Source organism: Bacillus sp. JJ1127 (assembly GCF_036965845.1).
Taxonomy (GTDB): Bacteria; Bacillota; Bacilli; order Bacillales; family Bacillaceae_G; genus Bacillus_A.
The window spans coordinates 1-10,357 of sequence record NZ_JBALQK010000008.1 but is presented as its reverse complement, the minus strand read 5'-3'; the positions used below and the strand labels follow the sequence as shown (position 1 = coordinate 10,357).

Annotated in this window: 10 protein-coding genes; 3 read left to right on the top strand and 7 right to left on the bottom strand. The window is 37.9% G+C overall.

The window, feature by feature from the left end:
- Window positions 1-35: 35 nt before the first annotated feature.
- Both V7183_RS01015 and V7183_RS01010 read left to right on the top strand, forming a co-directional pair.
- A complete protein-coding gene (locus V7183_RS01015; RefSeq protein ID WP_097897429.1) occupies window positions 36-761 on the top strand; it encodes a glycerophosphodiester phosphodiesterase in 726 nt (241 codons plus the stop codon).
- Window positions 762-856: 95 nt separating this feature from the next.
- A complete protein-coding gene (locus V7183_RS01010; protein ID WP_335358445.1) occupies window positions 857-2,908 on the top strand; it encodes a transglycosylase domain-containing protein in 2,052 nt (683 codons plus the stop codon).
- A 161-nt stretch (window positions 2,909-3,069) separates the two neighbouring features.
- Here the strand turns inward: V7183_RS01010 and V7183_RS01005 are convergent, their stop codons facing one another.
- Both V7183_RS01005 and V7183_RS01000 read right to left on the bottom strand, forming a co-directional pair.
- Window positions 3,070-3,579 carry a YwhD family protein gene (locus V7183_RS01005; protein WP_335358444.1) on the bottom strand — a complete coding sequence of 170 codons (510 nt, stop codon included), beginning with the start codon at window positions 3,577-3,579 and terminating at the stop codon, window positions 3,070-3,072.
- A gap of 25 nt (window positions 3,580-3,604) precedes the next feature.
- Entirely contained in the window at window positions 3,605-4,279 is a 675-nt protein-coding gene (locus V7183_RS01000; RefSeq protein ID WP_335358443.1) for a site-2 protease family protein, read from the bottom strand.
- A gap of 112 nt (window positions 4,280-4,391) precedes the next feature.
- Here V7183_RS01000 and V7183_RS00995 point away from each other — a divergent pair, with 112 nt between their 5' ends.
- The gene (locus V7183_RS00995) at window positions 4,392-4,577 is read left to right on the top strand and encodes a 2-hydroxymuconate tautomerase (protein WP_001147171.1); all 186 of its coding nucleotides are present in this window, start codon (window positions 4,392-4,394) and stop codon (window positions 4,575-4,577) included.
- Window positions 4,578-4,618: 41 nt separating this feature from the next.
- Here the strand turns inward: V7183_RS00995 and V7183_RS00990 are convergent, their stop codons facing one another.
- The 5 genes from V7183_RS00990 to V7183_RS00970 form a co-directional block, all read right to left on the bottom strand.
- Window positions 4,619-5,923, bottom strand: a complete 1,305-nt coding sequence (locus V7183_RS00990; protein ID WP_335358442.1) for an HD domain-containing protein — start codon at window positions 5,921-5,923, stop codon at window positions 4,619-4,621.
- Between the two features lie 287 nt (window positions 5,924-6,210).
- A complete protein-coding gene (locus tag V7183_RS00985; RefSeq protein ID WP_335358441.1) occupies window positions 6,211-7,152 on the bottom strand; it encodes an ABC transporter substrate-binding protein in 942 nt (313 codons plus the stop codon).
- A 201-nt stretch (window positions 7,153-7,353) separates the two neighbouring features.
- Window positions 7,354-8,166: an ABC transporter ATP-binding protein gene (locus V7183_RS00980; RefSeq protein WP_335358440.1), complete on the bottom strand. Its 813-nt coding sequence runs from the start codon at window positions 8,164-8,166 to the stop codon at window positions 7,354-7,356.
- A 15-nt stretch (window positions 8,167-8,181) separates the two neighbouring features.
- Window positions 8,182-9,198, bottom strand: a complete 1,017-nt coding sequence (locus tag V7183_RS00975; RefSeq protein ID WP_335358439.1) for a FecCD family ABC transporter permease — start codon at window positions 9,196-9,198, stop codon at window positions 8,182-8,184.
- Window positions 9,195-10,250, bottom strand: coding sequence for a FecCD family ABC transporter permease (locus tag V7183_RS00970; protein WP_097897421.1), 1,056 nt, complete (start codon window positions 10,248-10,250; stop codon window positions 9,195-9,197). Before V7183_RS00970 ends, V7183_RS00975 begins: the two co-directional genes overlap by 4 nt.
- Window positions 10,251-10,357 lie beyond the last annotated feature (107 nt).

Here is a 10,357-nt window from a genome sequence, read left to right as displayed (position 1 = left end):
TAATGGAAGAAATGAAACGATAAGGAGATTCTTAGATGAAAAAACCACTTATTTTTGCCCATCGCGGAGTTAAAGGAACACACCCAGAGAATACAATGATTGCGTTTCAAGAGGCCGAGCGTATTGGTGCTGATGGCATCGAACTTGATGTTCACCTTTCAAAAGATGGGGAGCTTGTTGTCATTCATGATGAAACGGTTGATCGTACAACAAATGGAGTGGGACTTGTTTCTGAAAAGACAGTGAAAGAATTACAAGCTCTTGATGCTGGTAGCCATAAAAATCCTTCTTTTCACGAAGCAAAAATTCCAACATTACGTGAAGTATTCACTTGGCTCTCTACAACAAATTTGCAATTAAATATCGAATTAAAAACAGATGTCATTCACTATCCAAAGATCGAAGAAAAAGTTGTCGAGCTTGTACATGAGTACCATTTATCGAATCAAATTATATTTTCATCATTTAATCATGATTCTGTTTCCGTGCTTGCAAAAATTGCTCCTGAAATTCCGAGAGCTATTTTATACGATGAACCCCTTGCTGATCCAATTGCTGAGGCAAAAAAACGAGAAGCAGCTGGATTACATCCTAATTTCCGGCTGTTAACAAAGGAATTTGTTCAATCAGCCCAGCAGCAAGGATATGTCTTCCGTCCTTATACAATCAATGAATATAAAGATTTACAAACCATGATTGATTACGGCATAGACGTTATTATTACAGATTGGCCTATGCGCGCTTTTGAGCTCCTTTCTTAATTGGAAGGGCTCTTTTTCATTTTGCACACTTCGTTGTTTAAAATACGAAAAAACCCTCAATACTAGTAAAAGTATATGATGAGGGGATGAAAAAGATGGACCAAACTGTGAATCCAAAACTAAAAAAATATAAACGTCTTTTCTTCACCGCACTTTTTTCATGTGTTCTTTTGTTCGTTTTTTCCTTTTTTATTATCATTATAGCGGCAAAAATTATGGGGCCTCCTCCTGTTGCGGTTCCACAAACGAGCTTCTTCTACGCTAATGATGACACTGTTATGGGACAAAGCAATGGCATACAAAAACGCTATAACGTCTCACTTGAACAAATTTCTCCTTACGTTAAAGATGCAACACTTTCCATTGAAGACCAAAGATTCTATCACCATCATGGTTTCGATATAAAGCGAATTGCCGGTGCAATCATTGCAGATATAAAAGCAATGGCAAAGGTACAAGGTGCTAGTACGATTACACAGCAATACGCTCGTAATCTGTATTTAGATCATGATAAGACATGGAAACGTAAATTATTAGAAGCAATGTATACCATTCGACTTGAAGTCAATTATAGTAAGAATCATATTTTAGAAGGATATTTAAATACGATTTATTACGGGCACGGCGCTTACGGTATTGAAGCAGCTTCTCGTATGTATTTCAATAAAACAGCAAAAGACTTAACATTAGCAGAAGCTAGTATGCTCGCTGGTGTTCCAAAAGGGCCTAGCCTGTATTCACCTTATTTAAAGGAAGCACGGGCGAAACAAAGACAATCACTTATTTTAGATGAGATGGTCGAGCAGGGCTATATTACAAAAGAGCAAGCATCCTCTGCAAAAAAAGAGAAGCTTGCATTTGCTTCATTAGATACGAAAGAAGTCGCAGAAGTGGCGCCTTATTTTCAAGACGCTGTACAAGCCTCTCTCCTTCACGATGCTGGGCTCGATGAACAAGCATTACAGCGCGGTGGACTTCGCATTTATACAACACTAGATCCAAAGCTACAAGCAATAGCAGAGCAATCCATTAAGGATAATATTCCAGAAACAACGGATATACAAACGGCTCTTGTCTCAATGAATCCGAAAACGGGAGAAGTAGCGGCCCTTGTAGGTGGAAAAGATTATGAAGCAAGTCAATTTAACAGAGCGATTCAAGCTGCTCGTCAACCAGGTTCCACTTTTAAACCATTTCTATATTACGCTGCATTAGAAAAAGGATTTACACCAGCAACCCGTTTAAAGAGTGAATATACCGTGTTTACATTAGGAGATGGTGTTTCTAAATATAAACCGAAAAACTATAAAGACTATTATGCGGATGATTTTGTTACAATGGCACAAGCCCTCGCGGTATCAGATAACGTATATGCTGTAAAAACGAATTTATTTTTAGGGGAAGATTCTCTCGCAAAAACAGCGAAACAATTTGGTATTACAAGTTCATTAAAAGATGTCCCATCCCTTGCCCTTGGTACTTCTCCTGTAAAACCAATTGAAATGGTTAACGCCTATAGTATGTTTGCCAACGGAGGAAAACAAGTAAAACCAACCTTTATTCGCCGCGTTGTCGATCACGAAGGAAACATTTTATACGATGCGCATTTAGAAAGTAAACAAGTGCTCGATAAAAACAATACGTTTGTCATGGAAGAAATGATGACGGGTATGTTCAATAAAAAGTTAAGTGGATACGCTTCTGTGACAGGGCAATCACTCCTTCCAAATCTATCACGCACATACGCAGGAAAATCTGGCTCCACTGAAACGGATAGCTGGATGATTGGTTTCACGCCGCAGCTCGTAACAGGCGTCTGGGTCGGATACGACAAGCCGAAATCTATTTCCAATCCAGCCGAACAGGGCTATGCCAAGAAGATTTGGGCTGATACGATGGAAAAAGGATTAGACGGTCAGCCTAAAAAAGAATTCAAACAACCAAGTGATGTTGTGGCTTTAGACATCAATCCTGAAAATGGGAAAATCGCAACAAAAGGATGCCCTACTTCTGTAAAAATGTATTTCACAAAAGGAACAGAACCGACTGAATATTGTATGGATCATGTCGATGATAAAGAAGAATTCGAGAAGGCTGGAAAAGAGAAGAAAAAGGACAGCTGGTGGAAAAAGTATTTTCCGTGGTAAATTTGTACCATCATTATATCGGTACCTAAGCAATATGCAGCATAAATAATAAAACAAAGGCTACCAGGAATACCCCTGGTAGCCTAAAAAATTTACCCCGATTCATGAGGGCTGATAAATCAGCGGGGAATTTTTAAAAAAACACTGATTAAAGTTTCACTTTATTCTCCTAATAATGCATGACGCAATTCTTCACTAGATTCGTTCCAAATTGCTTCATTATGCTCTTTTAAGAATGTACCTAGTACCTTTTTAGACGCATCATCCATATGGTCAACCATGATGTGACGCTTTAATGATTTATCCATCTTGTTCACGTGCTCTGGAAGTGACTTATAACCACGGCGAATTTCACGATCAACTGTCATCTCACAAGCTGTTACACCTGCATAATAAGCACCTTTTACCGTTCTTTCAATCGTTACCCATACAAGCCAATACGGCTTTCCGTTTGGAACTTCATCTTTATTTGTTAAAAATTTAATTCCTTTTTCTACAGTGCTGCGCGCATGCATCGCCCCAATATCAACGAATGCATTTTGCTCTAATACATCTACGAAAACAGGTGAAATATTTTCTAAGCTTAGCGCTCCAACACCAAAGCCACCATGCCCATCTGTTGAATCGTTCTTCACAATATTAAAACCGATTTTTTTCTTTTTTTCTGTCATATGTAAACTCCTCCTCACTCATGTATTACATTAACCCAAATATAGGCGCAATGATACTTTGTAAAAATCCTAATACGTGCGGAATTACCACATTAAAAATTGGTTGAATTGTATAACGATCAAGCGGTGTAATAACAAGAATTAATAACGCAATTGATCCATATTTTTCATACTGGGTCATTTTCGCGCGAACATTTGCTGGTGCTAAGTCTTCAATTACACGATACCCATCGAGCGGTGGAATTGGTAATAAATTAAAAACAAGTAACACAATATTAAGGACAATAAAAATTTGGAAGAATTGACCTAATGTATCTGCCACCGCAAATGGAATAGCATCTAGTACCCCAAACTTTAACAAACTGTACCAAATGATTAAACCGATAGCACTTAGGATTAGATTACTAATCGGTCCTGCAATAGAAACTAGTACACCAGCAAGACGTGGTTTTTTGAAATTATACGGGTTAACAGGTACTGGACGTGCCCAACCAAAACCAAGAATTAATACAGCAATCAGCCCGATTGGATCTAAATGAGCCATTGGCGATAATGTTAAACGGCCTTGTCTTTTCGCTGTATCATCACCAAACTTATATGCAACATATGCATGTGCAAATTCATGTACAGATAACGCAATAATAATCGCCATTGCTACCAGTGGAATTTGGTGCAGTGGATATCTAAATAACTGATCCATACTTCATCTCCTCTTCATTCTGTCAAAAAAAGAAAATATTTGTTTTTTCGATTGTTCTTCCTTAGAATCCGTTATAATAAGATTGTAACTTACATAAAAGGAGCGATTGTACATGCCATACGTAACAGTGAAAATGTTAGAAGGACGCACAGAAGAACAAAAGAAAGCTCTTGCTGAGAAAGTAACTGCAGCAGTAAGCGAAACAACTGGTGCTCCTGAAGAAAACATCGTTGTTTTCATCGAAGAAATGTCTAAAAATCATTATGCAGTTGGCGGAAAACGCTTAAGCGACAAATAATTTTAGGTTTCTTTAATAAGAAGCAGTCCTCAGGCTGCTTCTTATTTCTTTCCTTCTAATAGCTGAATAATTTTTTCTTTATATTTCCCTTTCCTTCCAGCTTCATAGATTAAATCATGTGGATAAAACAACTTTTGATCCGTTCTCTTCTTACCAGTAATCGCCTCGACAATATCCGATTCACGAGAAAGCTCCCTGAGCTCTCCGTTTGGCATAAGAAGTAAGATTGGAAGGCGTTCTTCTTCTTCTCCTGCTCGATAAAAGTCATACGGTAAATCCGATGTTGAATCAACAACTAAATAGTATTCTGGATCAAGTCCAATCTTTTTGAATAGACTACTTAATTCCATCCAATTATCTAAACCATGTTTCTCTGTGAACTCTACATATTTAAAGAGATTTCGATTCATAAAGCGACGACATAAATCGCTTAAAATTTGATCGTCTTCATCTTGCCATACTTGGAAGTAGTAATACATTACGTTCTCATCTAACCTTAAATAATCCTCTACTGTTACTTCTTCTTCAAATAAAGAATAGAAATGAACAGGGTGATACTTAAATGTGTAATACTGCTCATGCAATGTTTTTGCACGGTGTAAAATTTTTGTTAAAATCACTTCAGCACTCCGCGTTACTGGATGAAAATACACTTGCCAGTACATTTGATAACGACTCATAATATAATGCTCAACAGCATGCATACCGCTATTTTTAATGACAACTTGATCACCATATGGACGCATAACACGCAGCATACGCTCCATATCAAAATTCCCATACTTTACGCCAGTAAAATAAGCATCTCGCAATAAATAATCCATACGATCTGCATCAATTTGGCTTGAAATCATACTAATAGCTAATTTATTATTAGAAGTCTTAGCAATGACATCTGCCACCTTCTGCGGAAACTCACGGTCCACACGGCTTAGCACATCATTGATTTCCGTATTACCAACAATAATTTTTTGAGTAAACTTCTCATGATCTAATGAAAAAACCTTTTCAAACGAGTGAGAGAACGGGCCGTGGCCAACATCATGAAGTAATGCTGCACATAAACATAACAATCTATCTTCTGCATTCCAATTTGGCCTACCATCAAATACATCATCAATCATACGACGAATAATCTCATATACACCTAATGAATGAGTAAAGCGACTATGTTCCGCACCGTGAAATGTAAAAAATGTCGTTCCAAGCTGCTTAATACGGCGCAGACGTTGGAATTCTTTCGTTCCGATTAAATCCCAAATCACGCGATCACGCACGTGTACATATTTATGTACTGGGTCTTTAAACACTTTTGTTTCGCTGAGTTTGTCGTTTAAATATACCATTGACATCCCCCTTTCTTTACTGCATTCTTACTTCATTATAAACGAAATAGGAAAGAGAAAGAAATGAAAGACTATATAAAGTGAAACTTTAATCAGTGGGGATTCTTCATCCCCACTGATTATTAGTTGAACCAATCGGGCTTTTACGGACAGTTTATCTCCCACCTAACCTCTTTGCTTTCGACGAATTTTGAGGTGGGAGTATTACTGCCCGTTAACGCGGGATAAATTCCCCTAATATAAAGAAAATCACCTTTACAAAAGCAAAAGTGATTTTTTTTATATTATTATTTTCCTAAAACAAAATCAGCAACTTCATCTAGGACCATTTCTTTACCAAGCGGGAAGTATCCTTTGTTTAGGTCTTCATTCTTGATTGTAAATACGCGGTTGTTCTTAACAGCGTTCATGTTCTTCCAAATTGTTTCTTCTTGGAATTCTTTTAAGCGTTGAGAACCATCGCCAGTTGTAAATACGAATAAGTAATCTGGGTTGTAATCGATTAATGCTTCTTTTTGTACTTGTACGAGCGGTTTGTCAGTTGGTGTACCTTGAACCGCTGGTAATTGTAAGTCTTTGAAGATTACGCTACCGTAACCATAGTCACCATATACGCGGAATGCATTTGGATATGCAGCCATTTCCATGAATTTCGCATCGCCAGTTTTTGCAATGATTTTATCATGTAATTTGCTTGCTTTTTCATCATATTTCTTCAACCATGCTGTTGTTTCTTTTTCTTTATCGAAGATTTTACCTAGTTCTTCAAACTTTGGACGCCATTGATCTAGTGGAGTTTTTAACATGACTGTTGGCGCAATTTTAGATAATTGATCATAAATTTTTTCTTGACGATTGTTCACAAGAATTAAATCTGGTTTTGCAGCCGCTACTGCTTCAATGTTAATTTGGTCACCCCAAGCAGAGCCAACTGGTTTTACACCTTTTAATTTATCAGCAATATGTGCATCGATTTTTTCTTGGGTTGTGTTTGCAGTAATGATTGGTTTCATGCCAAAGATTAACAATTCTTCTGTTGAACCACTAAGGTCAGCAATTTTCTTTGGATTTGCAGGAATTTTAATTTCCCCTTTTGCATGTTGTACAGTGCGCTCTTCAACCTTCGCATCCGCCTTCTTTTCTTCTTTCTTATTGGAAGAACAAGCTGCAAATAGCACAGAAGTAACTACTAGTACCATTGCTAGTAATGCTGCTTTGAATCTCTTCATAATTTCCACTCCTTCTGGATATATTTCTCTTACAAGTTGTATATAACTATAAGAAACTACAAACAACCTTAAATTGTTATATATTTATTAATTGTTGTATGCAACCCGTCCTAACGGGCGTTCAACTTCCCATCTCGAATGAGAAGCTCAACGTCCATTAGAATGGTCCCTCCTATTAAGAGTAGGAGAGGAATCATTCATCTATGCTTTCTTACGCAATTGATTATTAATCATCATTAAATCGTATGTTAAACAAATCGGTTTACAGTTCACCGGACATGGAACAATTTGTGCTTCAATTTCAAACACTTTACGAAGTGTTTCACTTGTCATAACTTCATCTGGTGTTCCTTGTTTCATTAGCTTGCCAGCTTTTAATGCAATCATATGATCTGAAAAACGAGATGCATGATTTAAATCATGGATAACCATAACAATCGTGCGGCCTTCTTCTTGATTTAACTTCTTCAATAAATTTAATACTTCAAGCTGGTGGGCCATGTCTAAGTATGTTGTCGGTTCATCTAGCACAAGTAAATCCGTTCCTTGCGCAAGAGCCATTGCAATCCATACACGTTGACGTTGACCACCTGATAAAGCTTCCGCTGGACGGTTTGCAAATTCTGTCATCCCAGTTACTTCAAGCGCCCAGTGAATGTAACGATAGTCTTCTTCTTTCAGTGTGCCAAATCCCTTTTGATGAGGAAAGCGGCCATACGAAACAAGTTCAAACACAGTAAGACCTGTTGGCACTTCTGCAGTCTGTGGTAAAATCGCCATTTTTTTTGCGATTTCTTTTGTCGGCTGCTTCTCAATTGCTTTCCCATCAAGATAAACAGTGCCTCGTTTTGCCTTCAAAATACGAGAAGCTGTTTTTAACAACGTTGATTTCCCGCAGCCATTTGGTCCAATAATCGTTGTAATTTTCCCTTCTGGAATTTCCACCGATAATCCGTCAATAATTAACCCTTCATTATAGCCAACAGATACCGAATCAACCGCTAAAGTTGCCATACAAAAAGCCTCCCTTTATTTTGTCCTCATAAGTAAATAAATGAAATATGGTGCACCAATTGCAGAGATAACAAGGCCGACTGGTATTTCTGACGTCGTTAGTACACTTCTTGAAATCAAATCTGCAAATAGCAGCAGAAATGTTCCAATTAATGCCGCTGTCGGCAACATAATTTGATGTTTTCCACCGACAAGGCGCCTCGCTAAATGCGGTGCCATTAAACCAATAAAACCAATTCCACCCGCAACCGCCACAGATGCACCGGCTAAACAAACTGCAATAAATAATAATTTACGTCTTTCTTTTTCTACATTTATACCAAGACCAACTGCTGCTGAATCTCCCAGGTTCATTACATTTAACACATGCGCTTTACGAATCGCGAGTGGTAAAAAGATGAGCATCCATGGAAGTACACTTAATACAAACTTCCAATCTGTTCCCCATAAACTACCTGCTAACCAAATCGTTGCAAAGCGGAAGTCATTGGATGTCATTTTCATCGAAAAGATTAAATTAACAGCACCAAATCCAGCTGCAACTGCAATACCAACAAGTATTAAACGAGTTGATGAAACACCATCTTTCCATGCCAGCACGTAAATAATAACTGCTGCTAATATGGCACCGACCAATGCGAAAAATGGAAGAATGAATACAGATAAAAGCGTACCAGTCCCAACTTTTCCGAAAAAGAAATATACGAAAACGACAACCGTTAATCCTGCTCCAGCGTTAATACCAATAATGCCTGGATCAGCGAGTGGATTTCGTGATAAGCCTTGCATAATTGCACCTGATACAGCTAACGCTGAACCAACTAAGATAGCAATAATCATACGTGGCATACGAAATTCAAACAAAATAACTGACTGATCTTCTGCGCCTAGTCCAACCAATGATTTCAATACATCTATTGGTGGTATTTTAAATGTTCCCGTATTTAAGCTAATCAGAAATACGGAAAAGATTAATCCCGCTAAAATTGCTAAAATTGAAATGTTCTTTTTTGTTAAGACACTTGTCCTCACATTTTTCCTCTCCCTTCATTACGAGCTAAGTAGAGGAAGAATGGGACACCAATTAATGCTGTAATCGCTCCGATTGGTGTTTCAAATGGTGGATTAATAATTCGCGATAACATATCAGCACATTCAATTAGCAAACCACCTAATACAGCTGAACATGGAATAACCCACCTATAATCTGATCCAACAAGAAAACGCGTCATGTGCGGAATGACAAGTCCAACAAATCCAACTGATCCTGCCATTGATACGGCTGAACCTGTTAACACAAGAACAAGCACTGTTCCAATAAATTTGATAAGCGTTGTATTTTGACCAAGCCCAATTGCAATTTCTTCACCAAAACTCAAAATTGTAATGTATCTCGACATCATAATTGCTATAACGAGACACACCATTCCGATTGGCAATAACATATCAATACTTTCCCACTTCACACCAGAAACACCGCCTGCATTCCACATACTCACCTCTTGAGAAAGGTTGAAATACAAAGCAATTCCAGAAGAAACAGCACCAAGTAAAGCACTGATTGCTGCCCCAGCTAACGCTAACTTAACAGGTGTTAATCCGCCTGGTGAAGAAGCACCAATACCGTATACAATACTTGCACCAAATGCTGCTCCAACGAAAGAAGCAATAACAAACATTAAATATGGCGAATTTGGGAAAAATGCATACATAATTGCAATCCCAAACACAGCTCCATCAGTAATCCCCATTAATGATGGCGATGCGAGTGGATTTCGCGTCATCCCTTGCATAATTGCACCTGATACAGCTAAAAAAGCACCTGCGACCACGCCACCAATTGCTCTAGGCATACGAAGCTCCCAAATAACATTGTGATGTGTTAAAGACCCATCAAACTGAAAGACAGCTTGCCATACAGTCTTCAAACTAATATCTGCTGCTCCAAATGAAATAGAAACAGCCATGCTTAAAGCTAATAAAATTGTGCCCGCTATTAAAATAATAGAAGCAATGAGCGGTCTACTCTTAACCTCTTTGACATTCATTTCTTGTTGCTCTATACTCCTCGCGCTTGCTTCCATCCCTCAACCATCCTAACCAACAACGTATATTTAACAAAATGAGATTTATTCTCAATAAACATCAAAAAGAAAAGTGAGATTACCCACTATCCATTTTAATTTTTCGA

What these genes read in the sequence shown, in the direction of transcription:
- V7183_RS00985 (WP_335358441.1), bottom strand. Translation starts at nt 7,152, where the DNA reads ATGAAGAGATTCAAAGCAGCATTACTAGCAATGGTACTAGTAGTTACT.
- V7183_RS00980 (WP_335358440.1), bottom strand. Translation starts at nt 8,166, where the DNA reads ATGGCAACTTTAGCGGTTGATTCGGTATCTGTTGGCTATAATGAAGGG.
- V7183_RS01015 (WP_097897429.1), top strand. Translation starts at nt 36, where the DNA reads ATGAAAAAACCACTTATTTTTGCCCATCGCGGAGTTAAAGGAACACAC.
- V7183_RS01010 (WP_335358445.1), top strand. Translation starts at nt 857, where the DNA reads ATGGACCAAACTGTGAATCCAAAACTAAAAAAATATAAACGTCTTTTC.
- V7183_RS00995 (WP_001147171.1), top strand. Translation starts at nt 4,392, where the DNA reads ATGCCATACGTAACAGTGAAAATGTTAGAAGGACGCACAGAAGAACAA.
- V7183_RS01000 (WP_335358443.1), bottom strand. Translation starts at nt 4,279, where the DNA reads ATGGATCAGTTATTTAGATATCCACTGCACCAAATTCCACTGGTAGCA.
- V7183_RS00990 (WP_335358442.1), bottom strand. Translation starts at nt 5,923, where the DNA reads ATGGTATATTTAAACGACAAACTCAGCGAAACAAAAGTGTTTAAAGAC.
- V7183_RS01005 (WP_335358444.1), bottom strand. Translation starts at nt 3,579, where the DNA reads ATGACAGAAAAAAAGAAAAAAATCGGTTTTAATATTGTGAAGAACGAT.
- V7183_RS00970 (WP_097897421.1), bottom strand. Translation starts at nt 10,250, where the DNA reads ATGGAAGCAAGCGCGAGGAGTATAGAGCAACAAGAAATGAATGTCAAA.